The sequence below is a fragment of the Alteromonas sp. KUL42 genome (assembly GCF_006538325.1).
Lineage (GTDB): Bacteria > Pseudomonadota > Gammaproteobacteria > Enterobacterales > Alteromonadaceae > Alteromonas.
This window is the reverse complement of sequence record NZ_BJKK01000010.1, coordinates 172,730-195,168: the sequence shown is the minus strand read 5'-3', so window position 1 is coordinate 195,168 and position 22,439 is coordinate 172,730. Positions and strand designations below refer to the sequence as shown.

The 22,439-nt window shown below is 40.8% G+C and carries 19 protein-coding genes; 8 read left to right on the top strand and 11 right to left on the bottom strand.

Annotated features, from left to right (window positions below; translation table 11 throughout):
- Positions 1–24: 24 nt before the first annotated feature.
- Positions 25–5,292: a Calx-beta domain-containing protein gene (locus tag EYR97_RS14485; RefSeq protein ID WP_131094374.1), complete on the bottom strand. Its 5,268-nt coding sequence runs from the start codon at positions 5,290–5,292 to the stop codon at positions 25–27.
- Between the two features lie 481 nt (positions 5,293–5,773).
- Between EYR97_RS14485 and EYR97_RS14480 the strand changes: the two genes are divergently transcribed.
- From EYR97_RS14480 to EYR97_RS14450, 7 genes are all read left to right on the top strand, one after another.
- A complete protein-coding gene (locus EYR97_RS14480; RefSeq protein WP_131094373.1) occupies positions 5,774–6,742 on the top strand; it encodes a GGDEF domain-containing protein in 969 nt (322 codons plus the stop codon).
- A 178-nt stretch (positions 6,743–6,920) separates the two neighbouring features.
- Positions 6,921–8,045 (top strand): serine hydrolase, encoded by a 1,125-nt coding sequence (locus EYR97_RS14475; RefSeq protein WP_131094372.1) that lies wholly within the window; start codon positions 6,921–6,923, stop codon positions 8,043–8,045.
- 320 nt (positions 8,046–8,365) lie between these two features.
- Complete coding sequence (locus tag EYR97_RS14470; protein WP_131094371.1) at positions 8,366–9,058, top strand: hypothetical protein; 693 nt, start codon at positions 8,366–8,368, stop codon at positions 9,056–9,058.
- Positions 9,059–9,360: 302 nt separating this feature from the next.
- The gene (locus tag EYR97_RS14465; RefSeq protein ID WP_131094370.1) at positions 9,361–9,840 is read left to right on the top strand and encodes a nuclear transport factor 2 family protein; all 480 of its coding nucleotides are present in this window, start codon (positions 9,361–9,363) and stop codon (positions 9,838–9,840) included.
- Between the two features lie 186 nt (positions 9,841–10,026).
- Positions 10,027–10,851 (top strand): AraC family transcriptional regulator, encoded by an 825-nt coding sequence (locus tag EYR97_RS14460; RefSeq protein WP_131094369.1) that lies wholly within the window; start codon positions 10,027–10,029, stop codon positions 10,849–10,851.
- A 256-nt stretch (positions 10,852–11,107) separates the two neighbouring features.
- Positions 11,108–11,929: an AraC family transcriptional regulator gene (locus EYR97_RS14455; RefSeq protein ID WP_131094368.1), complete on the top strand. Its 822-nt coding sequence runs from the start codon at positions 11,108–11,110 to the stop codon at positions 11,927–11,929.
- A gap of 243 nt (positions 11,930–12,172) precedes the next feature.
- Positions 12,173–13,171 (top strand): hypothetical protein, encoded by a 999-nt coding sequence (locus EYR97_RS14450; RefSeq protein WP_131094367.1) that lies wholly within the window; start codon positions 12,173–12,175, stop codon positions 13,169–13,171.
- A gap of 28 nt (positions 13,172–13,199) precedes the next feature.
- Here EYR97_RS14450 and EYR97_RS14445 read toward each other — a convergent pair whose 3' ends face one another.
- From EYR97_RS14445 to EYR97_RS14405, 8 genes are all read right to left on the bottom strand, one after another.
- Positions 13,200–13,787 (bottom strand): TetR/AcrR family transcriptional regulator, encoded by a 588-nt coding sequence (locus EYR97_RS14445; protein WP_131094366.1) that lies wholly within the window; start codon positions 13,785–13,787, stop codon positions 13,200–13,202.
- Between the two features lie 237 nt (positions 13,788–14,024).
- Positions 14,025–14,567, bottom strand: a complete 543-nt coding sequence (locus tag EYR97_RS14435; RefSeq protein ID WP_131094364.1) for a TlpA disulfide reductase family protein — start codon at positions 14,565–14,567, stop codon at positions 14,025–14,027.
- A gap of 15 nt (positions 14,568–14,582) precedes the next feature.
- Positions 14,583–15,152 carry an acyloxyacyl hydrolase gene (locus EYR97_RS14430; protein WP_242635031.1) on the bottom strand — a complete coding sequence of 190 codons (570 nt, stop codon included), beginning with the start codon at positions 15,150–15,152 and terminating at the stop codon, positions 14,583–14,585.
- A gap of 141 nt (positions 15,153–15,293) precedes the next feature.
- Complete coding sequence (locus EYR97_RS14425; RefSeq protein ID WP_131094363.1) at positions 15,294–16,097, bottom strand: putative DNA-binding domain-containing protein; 804 nt, start codon at positions 16,095–16,097, stop codon at positions 15,294–15,296.
- Positions 16,094–16,978 carry a DUF692 family multinuclear iron-containing protein gene (locus tag EYR97_RS14420; RefSeq protein ID WP_131094362.1) on the bottom strand — a complete coding sequence of 295 codons (885 nt, stop codon included), beginning with the start codon at positions 16,976–16,978 and terminating at the stop codon, positions 16,094–16,096. Before EYR97_RS14420 ends, EYR97_RS14425 begins: the two co-directional genes overlap by 4 nt.
- 75 nt (positions 16,979–17,053) lie before the next feature.
- The gene (locus tag EYR97_RS14415; RefSeq protein ID WP_131094361.1) at positions 17,054–17,341 is read right to left on the bottom strand and encodes a DUF2282 domain-containing protein; all 288 of its coding nucleotides are present in this window, start codon (positions 17,339–17,341) and stop codon (positions 17,054–17,056) included.
- A 13-nt stretch (positions 17,342–17,354) separates the two neighbouring features.
- Positions 17,355–17,672 (bottom strand): co-chaperone YbbN, encoded by a 318-nt coding sequence (locus tag EYR97_RS14410; protein WP_131094360.1) that lies wholly within the window; start codon positions 17,670–17,672, stop codon positions 17,355–17,357.
- Between the two features lie 6 nt (positions 17,673–17,678).
- Positions 17,679–18,155, bottom strand: a complete 477-nt coding sequence (locus tag EYR97_RS14405) for a YHS domain-containing (seleno)protein (RefSeq protein WP_131094359.1) — start codon at positions 18,153–18,155, stop codon at positions 17,679–17,681.
- A 571-nt stretch (positions 18,156–18,726) separates the two neighbouring features.
- Here EYR97_RS14405 and EYR97_RS14400 point away from each other — a divergent pair.
- Entirely contained in the window at positions 18,727–19,644 is a 918-nt protein-coding gene (locus tag EYR97_RS14400; RefSeq protein ID WP_131094358.1) for a hypothetical protein, read from the top strand.
- An 84-nt stretch (positions 19,645–19,728) separates the two neighbouring features.
- On the opposite strand, the gene EYR97_RS22735 is transcribed toward EYR97_RS14400, so the two are convergent.
- Positions 19,729–19,995, bottom strand: coding sequence for a glutaredoxin domain-containing protein (locus EYR97_RS22735; protein WP_165478054.1), 267 nt, complete (start codon positions 19,993–19,995; stop codon positions 19,729–19,731).
- 171 nt (positions 19,996–20,166) lie between these two features.
- A complete protein-coding gene (locus EYR97_RS14390; RefSeq protein ID WP_242635030.1) occupies positions 20,167–22,203 on the bottom strand; it encodes a glycoside hydrolase family 97 protein in 2,037 nt (678 codons plus the stop codon).
- Positions 22,204–22,439 lie beyond the last annotated feature (236 nt).

The window sequence follows — 22,439 nt, the reverse complement described above, 5'->3', positions numbered from 1 at the left end:
TAAACGGCAAATGCTTTTTACACCTTACAATTCAGCTCCCTCAACGACTTTCGTTTCCCACTCTTGATTGGTTTTAATGACTTCTTGCACCAGTGTTGCTTCTGGAAGTATTTCGAATTCGCTCTGTCCGTTAAGAAGAATACTAGTGCTCGTTTGTGAAACAGCATCAACCATGCTTAATACCGTTTGCATAGGAGCTGCAAGAGGGACATCTGTGGCCTGACCTCCAAAGTAATAACGCTTGTAACTTCCATCCGAGGATAGTTTTACAATCCAATTTCCTGTAGATGGACGTCTAATTGCAATATCGCTAATACCATCACCATCGTAGTCGGCTACAACCGGAATATCATCCCACTGAGAACCGAAAAATGTACGCTCTATTACATTGTCACTAGAACGTTTTATATACCAAAATCCATTTTCTGGTCGACGTATAGCAATATCGGCTTTCCCATCACCATCGTAATCCGCTGGTACCGCAATATCAGAGTATTGCGATCCGAAACCAATTCTGTCAATTTCGCCAGTAGAAGAGCGCTTAATGATAAACTGTCCTGCACTTTTGCGACGCACAGCCAAATCCACTTTTCCGTCTCCGTCATAATCGGCTACCACAGGAATATCAGATTCGTCTTGACCAAAGATTTCTCGAATTATTTCCCCTGTGCTGCTGTACTTAATAAACCACTGACCTGTAGAAGGGCGACGAATTGCAATATCATCAATGCCGTCACCATCATAGTCCGCGATCACTGGAATATCTTCGTCCTGTGAACCAAAGAATAAACGAGCAATCTTACCTGTTGAGGATGTTTTGTGAATAAATTGCTTTGATGAACCTCGTCGAATAGTTACATCAGTAATGCCATCACCATCAAAATCACCCGCCAGTGGAATATCACTAGACATAGAACCAAAATACGTCCGCATTATTTTGTTGTCTGTAGAGCGCGCTACTAGGAATTGCCCAAGGTCTGGGCGACGGATGACGATATCAGAGATACCATCTCCATCGTAATCAAAGGGCGTTATTTTTGCTTTATCATTATCGATAATATGTATATTCGCGTGATAAGGCGTTTCTAGTATGTCGTAGTTATAGTTTTCACCTTCTAAGTACACATTGAAGGTTTCAATAAACTCATCAACAGCGTCATCTACTATTGAGATAAGAACAACTTTGCGCGTTTCACCAGGACCAAAAACGATGCTTTCTCGTATTTCCAGATAGTCTTTTCTCGATGTCGTTTCATCGGTAAAACGCAAATTAATAACGCGCTCACCTTCACTTCCACCAGCTCTATTTAACACTAACTCTGCTACACCGCCTTCAAAAACCACTATATCGGTTTGTTCAACAGAAATAAGCCCTGTTGCTTCAGTTGTATTTTCCGTTATTGTAATGCGGTGACTAGTGAGCTCTCCTAAATGACCGTCATTGGCGTCAAGTGTTACCGAGAAGAACTCATCACCTTCGACAATACTGTCATCAGTAATATGAAGGTTGATTTCCATTTCATTCTCTCCTGGCTCAAACACTTCGGTGCTTGAGAAGTCGAGGAAATCATCTGCGGTCGCGGTGCCAGACACAGTGGTGTATCTGAATAATAGTGGCAAGCTCAAGTCACCGCTTCGGATAACTTTGATAATATATGTCCCTTCGTCTTCGCTGACTACGCTTTCACTTTGTGCAAATGAAATTCTGCCAGACTCATCCCCCCTACTATCATTGTCAGCGATATTGATAAACGTGCTCCAGTTGTGGCCACGAATATCGCTAGGCATCCCTTCAATGCCTAGCTGTAGGGATTCATATCCTTCGTAGAAGTTATCATCAACTATTCTAAGCCTTACAACCTTTTCAGTGTCATTGGGAGAAAAAACAACAGTGTTTGAAGAGAAAGTAAGATCTTTGCCAAATGTGGCACTGCCACTAGCTTGATACAAAGTCACTTCTCTTGAAACGGTATCATTTCCATCGCGGTGGAGTGCAATGTCCACATAATTGTCATCTTCACTAATATTATAAGACGTTTGCGCAAACTGAATTTTTCTCTTGTCCGACTCGTCGTCAAATATCTCAATGGTGAGCGCGCCAAGTGAATCACTAATGCGGATATCTACAGGGTTTGAAAGGCGAAGTCCGATATAACGATTCGCTGCAAAAACATCGTCATCATCGAAACGCACAGTAATTGCTTTAAACATTTCACTTTCAGTGAACACTAATGATGTATTATCTATATGAAATGTATTTTCCGTATTCTCAGTAAGAGCGATAGCAACTATATCTACGCTAAAGCCTCCTGTCACTCCGGAAGGGCGATTGAGTATTATAGTGACTTCTTCTTCAGCTTCGTCAACGGAGATATAAGTTGATTCCCAGCCTATTGGTGCAAGAGTTTCTTCTTTGGTATCGGGGATATAATCACTACCATCAATATCATCATTTATCTCAATGACAAGTGTGTCTTTTTCTCCAAGAGTCGCATCAACTGGCTCCGATAGCGTGACGTTGAACGTCTCCTTACCTTCTATGACAAAATCATTTTCGATATATATTTGAAAAGGCTGAGTGTTCTCCCCATTTTCGAAATAGATATTCGTCCCGGGTAAGTAATAGTCGCTATCATCGGTTGTGATATTCGAAGCAGTCAGTGACACAGACGAACTTATTGTAGAGTTGCCTTTGCGCCTAATTACGCCTTGGTGAGTTACAGTGTCTAACGCTTCGTTAAATGTTAACGATGTAGATAAAAACTCGATAGATGAAACGTTGTTATCATTTTCGATTGGATTACGCTGAGCGTTGATTTCATCAATATTATTGATTCCGTCACCATCGAAGTCGTTAGCATCATCAGAAGGGTCGCAATCACTGATTACATTTCCATATTGAAATGGCATGCGCTCAAGATATTGCTGTTGCCAGCAATAGAAGCGTGTGTATGAGGCTGCATGTAAGTACAAAGAATCCAATCGGAAGAAGTCAAATAAACCTGAAATATCTGACGTATTTACTTCGTTTAAGTCAAGGTATTCAATAGAATCACGAAGAGAAGTAAGCGCATCAAAAGATGGCTTATCTATACCCGTTAAACCCAATTGTTTAAGCTCATTTAAATCACTAACAAAAGTCCAATCTTGGGTCTGTCCCCAAGCACCTGCTTTAAAAGCCTCCAGCTGTGTAAGGCTAGAAAGTACTGATACATCATCTATAGGGTTGTTGGATACATCTAGTGACGTGAGTTGAGTCAGATTTTCTAGCTCGCTAACATCAGTGATATTGTTGCTTGCAATATTTAACTCATAAAGATTTGGGAGTTGACTAACACCATTAATATTATTCAAGCCTGTAAACGATAACGTCAGTTCGCGAAGGCTTGTTAAACCAGTAATGGTGTCAAGTGAAGTAACGTTACCACCATAAAGAGACAATGTTTCAAGTACTGGCCAATTAACCTGCGAAGGAAAACGCGTATGGTCAGAATACACGTAAAGTGAGGTGAGTTGTTGGTTTTGTAACAAAGGTTCAAGAGATACAATTGGTGCGGTTACTGAAAGCTCTTCGAGTAAAGGCAAGTCCCTTAGATTCGGTAACTCAGTTAGATTTTGACTTGCAATATCTAACTGACGAAGCCTCGTGAGTTGAAGTAATTTAGTTGCACTTTCATTGTTAAAATTATTGGCTTGTAATTTTAGAGTTTGGAGTGATTGTAAACTTCCCAACACCGAGAACTCAGTGACTTCTAATCCAAATATCGACAAACTTTCTAGTTCAGTCAGTGACGCTAAAGCGGCAATGTCATCTACAGGTACATCATTTAAATATAAAGTCTCTAGTTCATTGAAAACTTCCAAGCCTGACAGGTCGTTAATGGTGTCGTAACAATAAAGTTGCTTTAACTGATGAGCGAACTTTCGATCATTGTATATATTATTTTGAATACATTGCGCTAAGTTAGTATCAGCAACATTGAGAATTGCATCATCAATGGAAACAACATCCCCATCTTCTTTACCGTACGCGGAGACGATGTGACGAACAGCATTAACCGCTGACACCGCATCAGCGCCATATTCACTATCATGCTTACTAACACCGCAGGGAAACGCTCCACAGAGTTTTTCAGGATTCGAAAACAAAGGGAATTCGTCGGAAGCCCCCTGTGTACTGTAAGACATTATCGTATTGAACCCCCTATTATTGGGCGCTGGAATTCGAAACCCAACGCCATAGGGAAAATCTGCACCTCTGTTACCTTGCGGTCGCGAATGCCCAAGCCCTAAATTGTGACCAATTTCGTGTACGAATGTCGATGCACCTGCGTCAACATCAGTTTGGCTAAACATTGCATCTGCCGAACTCGATGACAGGTGGCCATTTAAATAAGCTATTCCGGCTGAGCCATCTTCCTCAGTTTGCGGGATCAGTAATGCTACCGCATCAGCCCCACTTTGAAAGCGGTATTTGTCAACCTCTTCAAACGGACTATTCCCGTTACGAATATCACTAAGTGCAACCTGACCAATGGTATAAGGGTAATCTACCTCTAGCTTCCCCTTAAATCTCACTTCCACAAAAATACCTGAATCTTCAAAGACTTGATTTGCGTATGCAATTAGGTGGTCTATTCGAGTATCAATATCCTTGATGACATCATGCACGTTGGTTGAGTACACAAAAAAGACATCAAGAGTAGCCATTTCTCCATTGTCTATCATGTCTTCATCTGTTGTATTTTGTGCAACTTCTCGCTGTGATAAAAACGCAGTCGTTTCTGGCATTGAAATTGTTTGCTTTGGAGGCAAAACAATCGCATCGTCTTCGAGAACTTTGTTTGCTTTGGCAACTTCACGAGGGTTATGTAGAAGCACCTGTTCACCAACTCCGATACCAGAGAGTAAGCCTTGCTGTGTCGTAATATCCAAATAGATATCACTCTCACTAAAGGTGAGCACTGATGAAACAGATACCCCCTTCACAACGCTGCGAACGACAACATGTTTTGCGCCACTTGAACCTTGATAAATTCGCGACACGATCCCTTGTGTCGTTCCATCTGGCAAATTAAAGTTTAACGTATCATGTATTTTTAATGACTTTAATAGAGGTTTATCAACACTTAATGCTGAATAAAGTACCTTATTTTTATTCGGTATATGCTGGGCATTATCCAGTATTTTAAGACTTGACTCTTTACTGGTTGGAACAAAAAGGTTTGAAGCAACGGCATTTGAAGTATAAAAGCTTATCGCCAGAAGGGTAGCATAAACTACTGATCGCATTGAGTATTCCCTTACTTAACAGAAACAACAATATTCTAATCTTTAAGAGTAACATCAACTTTTCTGTATAGTCATGCCATGTAGCGAACAGATAGCGTATAAAAATAGAAAGCAAGGTATCAAATAATATACCAATTAACTAAGCTACAAGCAGTGTTGAGCCTTTGTTAGTTTTGGCATTAGTATATTTCATCGCCGAAACTCGCAAATTCATAGGAGAGAGTGAAATCTTTACGCCACTTTACCTGTCTTCTAACTGCCCTTTTGCCTGTTATTTCTAGAATATATTAGAGCCAGTTGACCTTTACGGTGCGTTTTTGCAGCAAAGTGTACCGCAAAGGTTAACACGCTCTAATTAATGACTTATTATTTCGGTCTTTACGTAAAATTTTGTGTAGAATTTGACAACAGGCGAAAGCAAACCGATCCTTTATTTATAAACCGCCAATTAAATCACCGACATTGAGATACTGATATACCCATGAGCTTTGAGCAACTACAAACTGCGTTTGCTTTATCATCACGCCTTATCGAGTCTAAAACGTTTCACGATTTAAACTTGGCGCTGATTAATATTTTAATGGAAATAGACAGTATTGATGATGTGTCGTCTTATGAAATTTTGGGTAAACGCAGTACTGACTCAACACAGGCTGAGCCACTCATTCGCAAATTCCCATTATCGCTAGATGAAAACTTCAAAGATGAATATCAGTCAGCAGTTCGTTATCTCTATCGCGAGGGTTCAGCAGGCGTTGAACGGCATATAATCGACGGCGTTCCTTTTATTTGTATTTATGTAAACAAAGACGAACCACCTGAAAAATTGGTACTTATCAAAGGAGAAGTGTCGGACTTTGAGTATGAAATCATCAAAGGACTTGCCAGTATTTATGAACATCAAATCAACTTGTTCGACGTTAAAGAACGAGATTTGCTTACTAAGCTACACAACAGACAGACCTTTGTTACCACGCTTGAACAAGTAATCGATTTCTATCGGAATAATCCACAATCTGAACTGAGTTCATTCCTCGCCATATTAGACATTGACCATTTTAAGCAGATTAATGACAAGTTTGGCCATATGCAAGGCGATGAAGTGCTTATCCACTTTTCTAATTTGATGAGAAAGTCGTTCCGACACACTGACTTTCTGTTTCGCTTTGGAGGCGAAGAGTTTGTAGCCATTGTCAACCAAACAAATGAGCTAGCAGCAATAGCATTGCTAGATAGTTTCAGGTTGAGAGTACAAGAATTTAGTTTTCCCTCGGGAAATATTACAGTAAGTATCGGTATGACAGAGCTCAATCCCAACACCCCAATTCCCACCATGATAGAGGTAGCTGATGAAGCCTTGTACTCGGCTAAGCGAAATGGTCGAAACAGAATAGAAACGATGAAGAGAACGACAAAACAAACTTTTGACAGTGATATTGAGCTTTTCTAAAGAAGTTGAAGCACCATTATAATCAAACTAAATAAAACCACTTACCTCATTAAAAACAAGACGAATGGGTAAATATTTAATCGCATCTGTTCAATAAACAAACCACAAAAACCGTTATACTTTAAGCAATATTTATCAACGTTTATTGAATTTAGGCTAATAAAAGTGGAGTGATGGAATGAAAAGAGTGTTTACAACAGTACTTTTAGTTAAGGTTTTACTGTTATTTGTAATTTCACTCCCCGCTATTTCGTCGACCTCAATCACTTCACTTTCAGTAATAGGCGAAGAGCTTAAAAAGGCAAACTTTTCAGGAACCGTCATCGTAGCACATGGCGAACAGGTAATTTACTCATCTTCTTTTGGCATCGCTAACCGAGAAGAAAATATTCCATTCGCTGCAGATACTATTTTTGATATTGGCTCCATTACAAAGCAGTTTCTTGCCACGTCGGTTTTAAAGCTTATTGAAGAAGACAAGCTTGCATTACAAGATACACTGCAAACTTACTACCCAACGGTGCCTGAAGATAAAAAGGAAATAACCATTCACCAGCTGCTGTCACATACTTCTGGATTACCAGCAAACCTTTCCAACCACCAGTTGTACGATATTGTCCCTCATGAGGAGTATCATACAAAGGCTTTTTCAGAAAAGCTTGTTGCTAGTCCGGGAGAAAAATATCAATACTCAAACGTAGGTTATAGCTTACTTGCAAGAATAGTAGAGAAAGTCACCCAGCTCGATTGGGAGGCCTACTTAAGTAAAAACCTATTTTCAGTAGCAGGCATGACCGAAACCGGATATCGCCTTCCTCAATTTATTAATAAAAGGTTGGCTATTAACTACGGTGCAGATCAAACAGCGTTCCAACGTTTCTTTTCCATTGAGGCCAAAAGTAGAAGCGTTGGGCACTCTCTCGAGCACCTTTACACCAATCCTGGAGATCGCTGGATAGAAGGTGCTGGAGGGCTAATGTCTACCATTCAAGATATGCACAAATGGTTTCTTACGGTTAGATCTAGAAAGATAATACATGCCGATTCATGGGACAAACTGTTTGCACCGCACATTTCCTCTGGTGAAACATCGTTTTATGGATACGGATGGGGAATTTCAGAGCACCCTGCGGGAGGAAAGTTAATTTCTCACAATGGTTCGAATGGATACTCGTTTGCTGATTTTAAATACTACCCAGAGATTGACCTATTTGTATTTAATGCAACAAATGACATAGACAATTACCCGCAAGCAATTATGGATAAGCTCAATAACGTAGCTATAAAAGAGGCTCAACGTTAATAATAACAGTTTTTACGCCTGAGCCTTTGTTTCACAAAACCAAGGGTGATAGTTAAGATCACAATAGGTACTTATGATGCAGCGCCACTTTTCATAGGTACAAGCACCTCTTTCTGACATTTATATGTCTATACATTCAACACCAATTACACAGAACTTACCGACTTATATTGTATTTGGCCTTCCCCTCTTCTCACTAGCTAAAACTCCAAACCCACCAAAGATGTCGACAATATCTCGAACACAAACCATTAAAATAGTGATAAACTCATTTTTAGATCAATAATTGTCGACAATAAATATATTTGGAGATTAATAAATTGGATACTTATCTAGTTTTTGGAGCTATTAACACAACATTTATTACTGTTAGCTTGTATGGTGTTTTTTCTCAGCTAAGAAAAATATGGGCACGAAAAAAGAAGAATAATGCCCAACAAGCAACAGCGCTCTTATCACTTAATCAATTCTCTGTTAGTTACTTTGCCTATTTATCCTTCTTTATTTATGGCTATTCAATTGAGCCATTTAATCACTTCATCGTTTGGCCTAGGCTAATCGCTTCATTACTGGTATTGATCATTCTTGTTGAAATATATAAGGATAGGCAGTCCGCAAGCGCTTTATCCTCTCTCCTTTTTTCATGTGTGGCTTTTGTTTTTGCTATATGTGGATTATTTGCAGGAGAAACCATTGTCGACCAAGGTAGAGCTATTTCAACTACCATAATTCTTGTTGTATCCGCCTTAATTGCACAAGGCTACTATCATCAAATCTTGCTCATCGTGCGCTCGGGTAGCACTGGCGCAGTCGATTTAAGAATGAGTCAATTCATATTGATGATGGACATATCTACTATTGCCTTTGCTCTGAGTATGGGACTTAAAGAAGGCTGGCCACTAATGGTTTTAGCTATAACAAGCGCAATTACAAAACTTATTATTATGTACTTATTTAGGTGGATTGCTACTAGCGCACTGGCTCAAGAAAGACGGAAAGCCACAAGTATTTAAATGGATGCAAATAAAAAGCTCGGTAGTAGATCTCTCTACTACCGAGATAGCGCAACACACGAGAACCGCGCAAACTACAACAATGCAATAATTAGCATTGGGAACAGAACACGCAAAGCTTACCAAGTGTTACAACACGCATTGATACACAAAGTCTAGATTCCTTGTCTATTTGTCCAAACCGCTTCTTTTTTTATTTATTCATTTTTTGAGTAACTGCTAACCGAAAATCAAAGTATACAAATCTGTCTACTTTTAACTAAGATAATAATACAAACTTACTTAACAGAAGATAGACATCAATGAATAACCTAACTGAACAACGACCACCACTTCCCCCTTTTAGCTATGAGACAGCAGTACAAAAAGTTCGCATGGCGGAAGATGGCTGGAATAGCCGAGACGCCGATAAAGTAGCCCTTGCCTATAGCGTGGACACCGAATGGAGAAATCGGGCCGAATTTCTCACAGGACGCGATGATGCGAGAGACTTTCTCAAGCGTAAGTGGGCAAAGGAAATTGAATACCGTCTTATCAAAGAGTTATGGGCATTTGAAGGCAACCGCATCGCTGTACGTTACGCCTACGAATGGAAAGATGACTCGGGAAATTGGTTCCGTTCGTATGGCAACGAGAATTGGGAATTTAACGAACAAGGGCTTATGACAAACCGCTTCGCTTCATTAAATGACTTGCCTATTACTGAAGAGCAACGACTGTTTCACTGGCCTTTAGGTGCACGCCCAAAGAGTCACCCTGGGTTATCTGAACTGGGCTTGTAAATCATATTTCGGGGTTTTCCATCAAACACTTCATAGTTAATCCAAACCGTGAAACGATGACAAAACCCAGAACTATTAGACAAAACTGTATACAAAAAAATCATTGAAATGCTAACGTGGTAGTGGCTGAAGCAAGTCACTGAAATGGCATCTCTACTCATACTTATCACATAAGTGAGGCGTCATATGAAAGATCTAAGTGAACTATTAAACCAACACTCTTTTACCAGTACCATTACACACATAGGTTCGCTGTCCGGTGTTAAACACTTCAGTGGTTCGGGCTATTTGCATCTAATAGAAAAAGGTCAGGTGAAGGTACATCGAAAAGGCAGTAGAGAATTATTGATGGATAAACCATCACTGATATTCTTCCCGAAATCGATGGTGCATCAACTAGAGCCCATCGGAAATACAGCCAACCATATTGTTAGTGCCAGTATACAGTTTTCGGCTTCAGCACCATCTCTTGTGCTCAATGCGCTTCCAGAAGAGTTTTATATAGAACTAGGCCATGACAGTTCGGTTTCTTGGACGGCAAAATGGCTATTAGAAGAATTGAGACAACAGCGATTTGGTAAGTCGACAATGATTAATCGGCTAGGCGAAATGTTTATGCTGCAAGTACTCAGATATGCCTCAGAACATGGGCAGCTCCATGAGGGTACATTGCAAGCAATTAATCACCCTCAACTATCGAAAATAATATATGCCATTCATTCTAATCCTGCGCATAGCTGGACTCTTGAGTCACTGGCAGAACTCGGCGCGATGTCTCGCTCTAAATTCGCAGAAACGTTTAAAGCTGCGGTTGGTCAAACTCCCAATGACTACATCATTTCACTACGAGTATCACTCGCACAAAAGCTATTGAAGAAAGACAAATCAATAAACTTCGTTGCTTATGAAGTGGGATACGAGCATGGTTCTGCCCTTGCGAGGGTATTTAAAAAGAAACTCGGTGTTTCACCTACCCAGTGGCTTCAAACTGAAAATAGTACCATGAGTTAATTATCTGGGACGATCTGTACTAAAAGTACTATAAATAAAAAGTAACATGGCGTCATATACATTCGGTAACTTAGGTACACAAAATATTTGAATGTACTTGTAGTAGAAATAGCGACTTTTCGCCAAGTCCAAAGGCAATTAAGGCGTGTCGTACTACTGAGAAACCGGACAGATTTGCGTCATATTCGTTTCCCTTTGAGACAGCCGGAAACCGGTATGCAATAGATAGAAAACAATTCACAACGGGAGCGAAAATATGGAAGAAATAGGTTACATATTGAGAAAAATATCGATTAAAGCCGATGTTTTCTTTAGTGGTAAGCTCTGTGGTATTCAATCATTAAGTGATAGTGAACACGGTCATTTACACCTCTTGAAAGGAGGTCAACTAACCATTTTGGCTCGTGATAACCGCAAAATAACACTTACTGAACCTGCTGTAATTTTTATGCCTGGTCCACTAGAGCACAGAATTGTATCCGACCAATCAGTTGGCGCCCAGCTTGTGTGCGCCTCGTTGGCTCTAGAATCGTCTAATAATGCGCTTCTATTCCAGGCTTTACCCGACATCATTACCTTCCCTCTTTCTGCTGAGAAAAACATTGGGCGTGCCGCTGATTGGCTTTTTGACGAAGCATTTGCTAAGTCATTGGCTAGGCAAGTTATGGTAGACAAGCTCAGTGAATTGTTACTATTACAAATACTTCGATATGTCATTGAGAATAACTTAGCAAAAGGTGGCGTGCTAGCAGCATTGACGCACCCATTGATAACTAAGGTGTTAAATGAAGTTCACAAGTCCCCTTCCGAGCCGTGGACGGTAGAATCTATGGCGGATATTGCCGCAATGTCGCGTTCTAAGTTTGCCTCAACATTTAAATCTGTTGTTGGAACAACCCCCAATGAGTATGTTACCGATATTCGACTAGATATGGCAAAAGAGATGCTAAAAGACAAAAAACCTGTCAGCCTTATAGCTACAGCGGTAGGCTACGAACATGGTTCAGCTCTTGCCAGAGTCTTTCGTAAGAAACTGGGAATTTCTCCTCGTGAGTGGCTTTCTTCAACACTGAATTAAGACACTAGTTCAGCGGTTCCTACTATTAACTGATAAACAACCAAGACGATCTGTTTTATTTTACCTTGTCGAAGATAGTAAAGTTATCCCAGTTTAAATAACAGCACTTTATGCCAGTTAGAAAGGGGTCAAGATGACATGTATTCTCCACAGTTCGGTTAACCTTTTATTGCCACCTATGTGGATAATCAATGAAGCTAGATTCGATGAATCTGGCCAGTCAGCGAATAATGGACCGCGCTGATGGACGTACTAAACGAGGGAGAATGCCCTATATCTGGTGCGCCTTCTATTTCCAACAGCGGTGGAGGCCAGTGTTATCCACAACACTTCCTACACTATTCGCATTCTCTGAAAACGATCGAAAAAATTGTACTCGACTGCAAGACAGACAATAAGACGGTTATTTTTGCGGGTGAAGATGAACTAGGGCTCTACATTCAAATTGGGCTAATTGGTTTTGATACTTACAAGGCACGTGAAGCCCAAACCCAACATAAAATTGTTTATGGCCGCCGATGGCGAATTGAGCCTTTTTTACCTACGTCTGAACTCGTTCAAACACTGTTTCTAGCGGTCAAGAAAGCGCGTGAGCACGAAGTAAGAGAAATGCTAAAGCTTCGCGTTGAAGGAAAGTACAGTGCGCCATTTAGCTCTCATCAAGACAGTTTCCTCATTGTATCAATGGCAGAAGCATTAACGTCGAATGGGCGGGTTGCGAATTTTACACAGTTTAGAAAAGCACTAGTCGATGTAGCCAATAACATGTTATTTGACCATGCCTTACTACGCGTTGTTAACGTTGAGCGGCGCTTAAACAAACAAATTATTGTAGATATGATGATGAAGCCAACTGCACACTCTGAACTTCCAGAAACGCAACCAGGCCCTCTAACGCTAATGCTGTCTGAAATGAGCGTAAACCACTTTTTATTTAGTTTAATGGACGCCTTTATTGCGAAGAGCGATCGCTACGTTGCTAACACGTTTCAGTACAAAAACGTAAAACGATTCAGTGAAGAACTTTCAATAAAAGCAATTGCAAAGCTGTCTATTGCGACCAGACGACTTCATGAAAAAGGCGATGAGACATTTAAATGTAATCTCACTGCTCATAACCTTAATATTGACCAACGTAGAGCGCCAGAGGTTAATTCAATGACGATGTCACAAAAGGTAAAGTCACAACTAGAGGGCTTTCAGCCTCTGACAGGTATTTATCCGACGCTAATGCAAAAGTAAGCCTTTTAAATATACAGGCTTACTTTCATCAAAGCTCAATACGTTCTAACAATGATAGGGCTATCTTCTTCGCTACATTACCCGCATCGGGCAAATTAGTTGTATGCGCATTAACAATAGCACCGTCAGCTAGTAACGCTAGTTGTAGCGCAATTTCGTGACTATTTTCTAGTTTCAACGAGCTCAGTAACTCTTCAATAAACTGAATAACTAATTTTTTATGCATTACACAAATTGCGTGTACGGGATCTTCTTGGCGAGGATATTCTGCTGATGCATTAATAAACATGCAGCCTGAAAAAGAACTGGTTTGAGTCCACTCTGTTATTGCATCAAAAAATGCAAACACCTTGGCATAGTTACCTCGATTCTCTTCTGCCTTTTCATATTTCTTAACAAGCCTGCGCAACATATCCATAAACTCATCATCGCGCCTTTTAAGCGTGGCAATAACCAACTCTTCTTTGGATTTGAAATGATTGTACAATGTTCGTTTAGCAACACCAGCTTCTTCAAGTACGGTATCAATACCCGTTCCTTTAATGCCATGTCGATAAAACAACCTTTGTGCTGTCTCAACCAGATGCTCACGCTTCGATTTTTTTATTTCAGTCATCTTATCCTCTCTGTGTACACTCACTAGTATACACAACGCGTAAAAGCTAGACGTTAATTTTGCGATAAATTAACACAAAGGAACACACTTAAGGGCATGCAATAACGTAGACCTGCTTTGAGCCACTCTATGGTCTTTGAACCAAATACAGCCTCATTTAATAAGAGTACAGATCTGACTACCAATGCTGTTTTAGTTGCCTTGAGCACTAAGTAACCTCTTTGAGTTATCGCAGAATTAGAAACTCGCATAATCATTCCGCGGTGAAAGTAAGAGTGCATTTTCATCCTTTTGCTGACGTATTGACTCAAATGTCGCTTCAACTTCTTCAGGATAACGATGACTGCGATATAAAATCTCACCCTTGTCGCTAATAATGACAAACACAGGGGTGCCAACAACATTAAACAAGGCGCTCACCTGAGAAGTTTCATCAAACATCACAGGATAGTTAATCTGATAGTCGCGAATATACTTATGCGTATTAGGAAGTGAGTCGTTCACACCAATGTTAATGGCAAGCACATCAATAAACTCACTGTATTTTTCGTTTAACTTCACCACCTTAGGTGTAGCCACCTTGCAGTAAGGGCACCACGTTGCCCAAAAATAGAGAAGAACAGGTTTTACTTTCCAGCGTTCACTCAACGCAAACTTGTCCCCACTAATATCAGAAAAAGTAATATCCGTAGCGTAAATGCTACGGCTGTCAGTTGCTTCTTGTGCAACTACCTTTGTAGACAAAATTGATACAACAAATAAGTAAAATAGAAATTTCATAGGATACCTTTAAAACTAATATGCTTTTGAATATGAGAGACTGATGAAGTCTAAGCCTGGGTTTGGTTTTTTAAATCCAGCGTTCGAATAATGAAAATATCGAAGCGCCAACGAATGAGAGAATTGCTTTCCAAATCGATACCCAATGCCTAGTCGGTCCTCGAATTGATAATGTGTACTCACGTTTTTACCGGCAAATTGCGTATCATCTAATAGTGAAATCCCGATGCCCGCTTCCGCATAAATCTCACCATCAGCACAGCTACAAATTGAATATTGCAAAATCGGGGAAAGTGAAATAACGAAGTTAGAGTCATAGTGCTCGGGAGAACCGTATTTCCAAAAATTAATACTGCTTTCGGCATACACTGACAAGCGTGGACTTATGCTCTCGAGCTGAAAAGCATTGTGGCGATACGCCAGCTTAATACCTTCTACATCCCCTTCTCCTCTTATGTAGTCGATAGACAATTCACTAGCTTGCAACTGAACTGTTTGTAGGGATAAATGGGACATAGATAAAAGCAAAATGAGCTTTGTCAAACGGATTGCAATATTAAAAATTCGCTGTTTAAAATTGGACATAATCACTATTTCATATGGGTGAATTTGACGTGGATAATGCCCTACCTACCACGTGGTAATTTACCCATTCGTACTTTCTTTGTGACAAAAAAACGGCGAGTAATAACTCGCCGCAAAAGCCGGAGGAGGGGCCTTGAAAAGTTAATCTAATCGGGTCAACCATGCTTTACTGATGGCTTCAGACAGCCACAATGCAAAGTCAAATGTAGGGTAAATATCTAATAGTGACGCCACCGATATGCCTTCTTGCACACCTTGCATCCAATGTAGTTTCTCTTCTGTCAGTACTTCCACTTTAGCCATTCCATTGTGCTGATATACTATGCAATGTTCGGCTTTGTCTATGTTCTTCATAATAGTTTCCAAGACACTGTTGTTAGGCACTTGTCCTGACTCAATCGAACGATGAGCTTTCCATAGTTGATACTGTGGATAGGCGCTAGGTAGTAATGAAACAGAGGGAGACAAGATACACCGAATATCTTCTAAATCACTATTCGATAACCTTTGCAATGAGTTGCTATCAAAAGCTAACGCTTCACTTCGAGAGGCAGTATGAAAGGCCCACTCTACATTAGCGATATCGGGCAGGTATGGATAACTCTCATACAATTCACTATTGAATAAGCAAGTGGATAATTTACTGCCCCACTCGCCCCAATCACCACTTGCAGGTTTATCCATGTCAAGTAGTCGCCGTGTCAAAACATACAACGCATGATCACCAATCATGCTTTCTATAACGGGGTAGCTGATGGATAAACTGCGCAGTGCTGTCATCAGCAAATTATTTTGATAAATCGAAAGCCCCTCGTTCGGTAGCGCTGTCGACTTAGAGAAACTGAATATCTCATTAAGCAAATACTGCTGATAATCTGTATCATGTAAAGCGCTTTCTACCATAGGGTTTGTCTTTGCTGTGCTATTCATGGCAGTGTTTTTCATACGCTTCCCCAAGCTGCCTTTCGAATTTCCCTCGCCTTGCTTGCTTCTTCTAAGAGCACATCCCACGTCGGAAGGTCGTTATCCCACTCAATTAGCGTAGCCGCTTTAGGAAAATGACGAATAGCAAGCGCATAAAGCTGCCAACATTGTTCAGATACTGGCTTACTGTGATCGTCTATGATCATGTCACCTTGCTGAGGTAATGAACTCCCTGCAAGGTGTAATTCTTTAACCTGCTCTTGGGGCAGAAATGATAGCCATTTCAGTGCATTTACTGTGGTATCTTGCACTTTCTGATTGTGCAAGTTTACTAAAATATTATTGAGATCAACTAACAAACCGCATTGAGTGCGATGTGCTACCTCAGCCAAAAATTCCGCTTCTGCAAACATATTGTTGGAAAAAGAAAAATAAGTAACCACATTTTCAACTAACAGTTGCCGGCCGATTTCTTGCTGGACACGGTCTATATTAGTCACAGTGGCGTTTAAGGTTTGAGTATCGAATTTAAGTGGTAGTAAGTCACCAGCGTGAAGCGGCTTACCGCTGTCGTTTCCCCAAGTAAAACAGGCATGGTCAGAGACATAAATTGGATCTACATCATTAACAAGCTGCGTAAACCTACTTAAATATCTGTCGTTTACTCCTACCAATGACCCCAACCCCATTGACGTACCGTGAATACTCACCGGATAAAGTTTTGCTATTTCCTCAAGTAGGTGCCTACTAGGCCCCCCATGAGCGAAGAAATTTTCCGCGTGGAGCTCAACGAAATCAATGGAGCATGCCTTCTGAGACAATGCCTGAGTATAGTGCTCGTGTCTAAGCCCTACCCCAATACATCCGTACTCACACTCTTGAGGGTATTGTGTTGAAATCATGGCACACTCCATTGAAACTGTTGCTAGCGTCACCTTTGTGAACGCTGTTTCTACATTCGTTAAAGCAAGTAGTACTTAACCTTGCTTTTTCGCTGCTTCGTATCGCTCTTTAGCTTCTGCTTTCAGCATTCCACCCATGGTTTCACACGAGCCTTTTGCAACAAGCTTCCACTCACCGGGGTCTTTATCAACGGTAGACTGACCTGCACAGGAATGTGTACCTGCTAGGTTTCCACAGTCGTTTTGACCCGCAGCGGCTATGCCGTAACACTTCTCTTTACCAGCCGCTTGCACAGGCGCTGTGATCGCTGTGGTTAACGCCATTGCCAAGGCTGCCGCTGCAATTGTTTGTCGTTTGTTCATAACAATTCCTCTTCTATTCAACTCGGGATTTAACCCAGTTATCTAATTCGTTGTAGCTTAGGGCACCCACATGGGTGCCTAGCTGTTTGTTACGCTCAAGTAATACCAACGTTGGAACAGCTCTAATGCCAAATACTTGAGCCAGTTCAAAATCTTCCTCAGCATCAAGCTTTATCACACGTAGCTGAGATGCATTGGCGCTTTCAAACATTTGAATTACAGGTGACATCTGTTTGCATGGACCACACCATTGCGCACTAAACCAGAGCATAACGACTGGCTCAGAATACTCATGGCCGTTCGTTGTGATGCGATCGAGAGTTGTCGGCATATTGAATTAGTCCTCTGCGTTAGTTTCTTCTACTGAAAGTGCTTCGATGCCGTCCCAAACGCGGTAAGCGGTTTTTAGGTTTCCAGGCACGTCTTCCATCCACTTCTTCTGAACTGCTTTGTTCAGATTCAAGAACAATTTATCGTCTTTGATTAGGAAAGCCGCTGGGTCGACGTCTAACTTTTTATTCAGTGCCACACCCATTGCGCAGTAACCACCAAATTGTGGTGCATATTTTTCAGGTGATGCCTTGAACATGTCGCGGTTCTTTTCGCTAGAGAAGCGGTAAATTGCACCGTCATGAGTAGCGGTATACATTGCAGAACCTTCTACTGGCATGCTTTTAACAAAGTAAGCAACAGGGTCATAACCGTGGATAGCCACGTCGTTTTCGCCTAAGTTAACTGATGATGCAAAACTCAAGCTGCTGAACAAAATAGACGTTGCTAGACCAGCAATTTTAAATGCGTTGCGAAGTTTCATAATAATTCCTCTTTAAATATTTAGTGACGTTTGTGAGCGCGTTGGTGTTTCGCTCTCTGAGTAATAAAGTAATGAATTTCGAAACCGGTCAGGAAACCAAAACACTGCAAAAAGAGGCAAATCGTCCAAGTCCAAAATTTGTACAACAAGTTACAACTTGCACTCTACGGAGAAGCAAGGCAGAAAGGCGTAAAGAATTAAAAGGGAAAAAGAAGTAAGTATCTCATTTGATGGCATTTCTTTGCCGTTCTAAGCGTTCATTGCCGTCTGTTTATACTTTTTCGTAGGGGTGAAGAAATTAAGATTAAGAACCGCTGTTATTTTCATAACACCAAGCGTCTATTTTTTTAATTGTCCTTCTTTATAAACAATGAAAGAAAAACTCCCATTCTCACAATTCTCATGTGCGCATAGAATTTCGTCACAATGTCTATTACTCAAGTATTGAACCGATCGTCTTTATCAGCTCTGCCCCATGATTAATGGATGAATTTGGTACGAGACTTGTTATTTGTTTTCAGTGTGACAACTCAGTAATAGACCTAAATAGCACCAGCACTGGAGAAGAAAGATGAATGTGGCACCCTTAACCTATTCAACAACTAATCTGTTTCATACAAATACACCACAACAGCAGTACGCCAACAATGACAATGCAGTGCCCAATGAAGGTATCTCAATTGAAAAGGGCGAGAGCATCATGCATTTAATTGGTGATAAGCTCATTAAATCATCAACTACAGGTGCGTTTAATCCAGACAAAATTCACATATCCACGCCGGAATCAATACGCGATCAGCTGCGAGAGAATGCACAACAAAGGGATACCAAGGCCATGATTTACCTAGATGATGAGCCTGTCATGATAATTGGAAGTAAAAGTATTACCTCGCGCAATATAGTAGCCGACATAGCTAGCCGCAATAATGGCGATGCCGATCAAACCATTGCTGAACTAAAAGCGCTTTATGGTAATAGATTAAAAGTAGAAACCTACAACGACAACTCACGCCCAACAAATGCAGAAGTATTTGAAATTTTTAATGGCCGCCCTTACGCGGATTATGTTGAAGAAAACTACAACGCCATGGTTGCTTCACATATGCAACAAGAGCGGGACAAACTCTTATTCGAGCAACAACAGCTAGCTTTTGCAAATACACCTGTTGATGCTGTGTATAAAGTGAATGGGAAAATAATTGCCAGTCACGGTACCGACAATGTCACCAACTTGCATTTACCAAATTTACTAACCACCCTAGACGAGTTAGATATCGATCGTACAGCTGCCAAAACACTATTTGAAAACACAGGTGGTAGAAAAGTGACACATGAAGAACTGGGTACCATGTTAAAAGGCATACTTGGTGACAAGCTAGAAACTGATCAACCTGCTCGCGATAATAGGCCAACAAGACAAAGTGTTTCGAAAACGGCTTTTAATCAATGGGACACAGCACCATCGTATAATGCCAGTACACGGTCATAGAGCATTTTAGAAATAAGAAAAAAGAGTGCAATGCTAGTTCGAGGAGAGCGTGACAACAAACACGCTCTTCAAAAACATGAACATTTATTTAGCCTGGTACTTTTCGAAAAAAGTAATAATGTCTGTAGATTCGTATAACCATCGAGTTTTTGAGCCATCAGTAATTCTTAAGCATGGTACTTGTCGCTTACCACCTTGATTTACTAACTCATTAAATGCAGATTTATCATCTGTTATATTCTTACTATCGATAACTATACTTTTAGATTTCAAATACGCTGATACATACCGACAAAAAGGACAAGAACCCCGATAGTAGAGAGAAAGTCCTTCATATCCTTCACTTATCACGTTCCTTTGCGTTTTTTCCGCCACTGGGTTGGTGCGTTTTTTAGTTTAAACATAGCTCATCATCACTCCTCTTATAAAGAGAGAAAGCGTAATGGAAAGACGGGGAATTGTGCATACCAATTCCCCTGTAATTAAACCCATTACGCTTACAGACATGGCTAAGTTTGCAAACTATTTTTGCGGTGTAATTTTCGCTGTAAAACCACCACCCGGTGCCATTTTCATGGTTAAACTATCTTCATTGGTGACAGATTTAATAACCTTTTTATAATCCTCAGCAAAACGATGCGCATTTACACCATCTTGGAAAATTTCAATGTTGTAGGTGCCTTTAGGTAAAAAGCTCAACTCAATAGTAATGTCGCGTGCAAGCTCATCTGACAGGGCACCAATATACCAATTACCTCCAGAACGACGTGCAAACGTCACATAATCACCAATTGCGCCATTTAGTGGAATGGTCTCGTCCCAAACACTCGGTACACCGGCGATGAATTCAGCACTCTCAGCGTTATCCAAGTATTGTGTTGGGCTATCAGCCATCATTTGAAGTGGGCTTTCAAACACCGTGAACATCGCCATTTGATGCACTCTGGTCGTTTGGCTCATAGGTCTGTTAAATCGAATAGTAAAGTCTGCGTGATTCTCGTCTTTACCCTTGTACTTTATCTTCTCAAAAGCAGTGGGACCAACTGCGTTAGACATAGCGCCAGGTGTGTAATCCATTGGACCTGCAACCATACGAATGAAAGGTAATGTGGTATTGTGCTCTGGCGTGCTGTCGTAACTCCACTTATTCCACTCAAGCCCTTTCACGCCTTCACGGGTAATTACGTTGGGGTATGTTCTACGTAGCCCAGCGGGTTTATACGCGCCGTGGAAATCGACCAACAAGTGGCGTTTCGCGGCTTCATCAGCAATTTTCCAATAAAAATTAACCATCTCCTGATCATCTCTTTGGAAGAAATCTGGTTTTATTCCTACCGCACCAAGCTCAGCAAATCGGTCCATGGCTTCATCAAATTGCTTTTCTAGGGTCAACCACGTCGTCCACAAAATAATGCCAACATTCTTTTCTTTTGCATAAGCCATTATTTCTGGTACATCAAACCCTGGCACAGAACCCATTAGGTCGCCTAATGGGTACCAGCCCTCGTCAAGAATAACGTACTCAACGCCATGCTGACTTGCAAAATCGATATAGTATTTGTAGGTCTCGGTATTTAAACCAGCCTCAAAATCCACACCTTTCAAATTGTTGGCATTGTACCAATCCCATGCAACCTTACCTGGCTTTATCCAAGACGTATCACCAATTTTATTGGGAATAGCAAGCTGATAAGTTAGTTGGTTGGTCAATAAGTCGGTGTCGTTTTCAGCCACTGCCAAAACGCGCCATGGGAATGCTCTAGTGCCTTCAGTTTTTGCAATATAGTTCGCGCGTTCAACAACGGGCTGGTTGCGGTCTATCCATTCAGGCTCGCCATCAACCACTTTTGTAGGCTGTTGAGGGAATGTTGCTTTAAGGCCATCTTGCCCATCGCCAAGCAACCACATTCCAGCATAATCGTACAATGCAGTTTCAGTTACTAGCACTTTAGCGCCCCCTGAATCGACAAGTGTTGGCGTACTTGCCAAATCGGTAACTTTAATATCGCCAATTGATTGATGCAGATAGCTTCTTTCATTGTGTGAATAAAAGCTCTCCTCAAGGGGATAATAGACTGTCGCTTTGTCTGAAAAATTGAATTCGGCGATTTCGTTCACTACCGTAATCGGCGTTTCAAATTGGGTAACAAATCGATAAGCAACACCATCGTCATAAGCTCTAAATTCCAAGTCATATCCATTTGAGAATGACAGGGTCATTTGTTCAAAACGATCAATGATTTTTTCTGACTTAACCCTAACCTCTGGAAGTAAAACCTGACTTTGTGAGTCGTAATTCACGTCTTTTACTGTGACACCTGAACTGAGGGAAGGCTGATTCTCTAAGAGCAAATCAATGTGAGAGGAAGAAACAATAGTTTTCCCTTTCAACGACACGGAATAATTGACGGCATCTTCTACCGCTACCGAAACAGTGATGTCTCCATCCGGTGACTTTACCTTATAGGAAGTATCAGCGAAGACACTACCGACATACATCGCGTTAGTCAGCGCTAATATCATTGAGCTTGCTTTAACGAGTTGATTACGTGGTTTCAATTTAACATCCCCTATTGGAATCATCATCTGTGGCATATGCACAAAAAGGTTAATCGATTAAGATTAACAGCAAGGTAAAACGTTTCACCTCGTTATGTCAACTACAATGTTAATTAAACGTAAAACTTATTTATTTATACATATATCCCTACTTTGCACTAAGAGCATTGTATAAAATCGCCGCAAACACAAAAGCCGACTCTACTAGTCGGCTTTACGAGATGTTAAATAAGAAC

Coding starts and splice junctions, on each gene's coding strand:
- EYR97_RS14485 (WP_131094374.1), bottom strand. CDS start 5,292: ATGCGATCAGTAGTTTATGCTACCCTTCTGGCGATAAGCTTTTATACT.
- EYR97_RS14480 (WP_131094373.1), top strand. CDS start 5,774: ATGAGCTTTGAGCAACTACAAACTGCGTTTGCTTTATCATCACGCCTT.
- EYR97_RS14475 (WP_131094372.1), top strand. CDS start 6,921: ATGAAAAGAGTGTTTACAACAGTACTTTTAGTTAAGGTTTTACTGTTA.
- EYR97_RS14465 (WP_131094370.1), top strand. CDS start 9,361: ATGAATAACCTAACTGAACAACGACCACCACTTCCCCCTTTTAGCTAT.
- EYR97_RS14460 (WP_131094369.1), top strand. CDS start 10,027: ATGAAAGATCTAAGTGAACTATTAAACCAACACTCTTTTACCAGTACC.
- EYR97_RS14455 (WP_131094368.1), top strand. CDS start 11,108: ATGGAAGAAATAGGTTACATATTGAGAAAAATATCGATTAAAGCCGAT.
- EYR97_RS14450 (WP_131094367.1), top strand. CDS start 12,173: ATGGACGTACTAAACGAGGGAGAATGCCCTATATCTGGTGCGCCTTCT.
- EYR97_RS14445 (WP_131094366.1), bottom strand. CDS start 13,787: ATGACTGAAATAAAAAAATCGAAGCGTGAGCATCTGGTTGAGACAGCA.
- EYR97_RS14435 (WP_131094364.1), bottom strand. CDS start 14,567: ATGAAATTTCTATTTTACTTATTTGTTGTATCAATTTTGTCTACAAAG.
- EYR97_RS14430 (WP_242635031.1), bottom strand. CDS start 15,152: ATGTCCAATTTTAAACAGCGAATTTTTAATATTGCAATCCGTTTGACA.
- EYR97_RS14425 (WP_131094363.1), bottom strand. CDS start 16,097: ATGAAAAACACTGCCATGAATAGCACAGCAAAGACAAACCCTATGGTA.
- EYR97_RS14420 (WP_131094362.1), bottom strand. CDS start 16,978: ATGATTTCAACACAATACCCTCAAGAGTGTGAGTACGGATGTATTGGG.
- EYR97_RS14415 (WP_131094361.1), bottom strand. CDS start 17,341: ATGAACAAACGACAAACAATTGCAGCGGCAGCCTTGGCAATGGCGTTA.
- EYR97_RS14410 (WP_131094360.1), bottom strand. CDS start 17,672: ATGCCGACAACTCTCGATCGCATCACAACGAACGGCCATGAGTATTCT.
- EYR97_RS14405 (WP_131094359.1), bottom strand. CDS start 18,155: ATGAAACTTCGCAACGCATTTAAAATTGCTGGTCTAGCAACGTCTATT.
- EYR97_RS14400 (WP_131094358.1), top strand. CDS start 18,727: ATGAATGTGGCACCCTTAACCTATTCAACAACTAATCTGTTTCATACA.